Raw genomic sequence first — 582 nt, 5'->3', positions numbered from 1 at the left:
GTTTTATATCACCTTTATCTTTTATAGCAATATTATGGATACTAAATATGGCTAATGATACTATTAAATACATTCCTAGATTCTCAACATATTCCTGTTTTTTAGCAAAAACTATAGCATATACAAGAAATGCAAATAATAAAATAGCTGAATATATAAAATTTCTTTTCTCACACTTTAAAACAAGTATCACAGTCTTTTTATATAAGACAATTAAGAATATAAAGCTTATAAAACTTATAATTATTTGTAATAAATAAAGTAGTGCAAACAGATGATTATCAATAAATTTTGAAATGACTGTCAAAACACATATAAGTTTCAATATAAATTCTAAGATTTTCTGGTAGTTGTATTTGTAATCTTGAAAGAAAAATACAAATAAGAATCTTACACTTTCAAAAACAATAATGGGACTTAGAAAAAAAATCAATTCAGAAGATATTTTACTGTTCTCAAATAAAGATAAAAAGTACCAAGAAAGCAAAACAAGCAAGTTTGTGAATTGTACAAGCACTCTATTTTGTTTCAAATTAATTAATTCAATGTACATTATATCAACAACTATAATAGATACAAGTG

At 23.0% G+C, this 582-nt stretch carries 1 protein-coding gene; it reads right to left on the bottom strand.

Annotated elements, in window-relative coordinates; translation table 11 throughout:
* The coding region (locus tag KGF50_RS21790; protein WP_413926858.1) for a hypothetical protein at positions 1-193 on the bottom strand (193 nt) is incomplete at its 3' end.
* Positions 194-582 lie beyond the last annotated feature (389 nt).

Source organism: Clostridioides sp. ZZV15-6598, assembly GCF_020657705.1.
Taxonomy (GTDB): Bacteria; Bacillota; Clostridia; order Peptostreptococcales; family Peptostreptococcaceae; genus Clostridioides; species Clostridioides difficile_F.
Note: the sequence above shows the minus strand (reverse complement) of the source record. Positions and strands in the feature narration are given on the sequence as shown.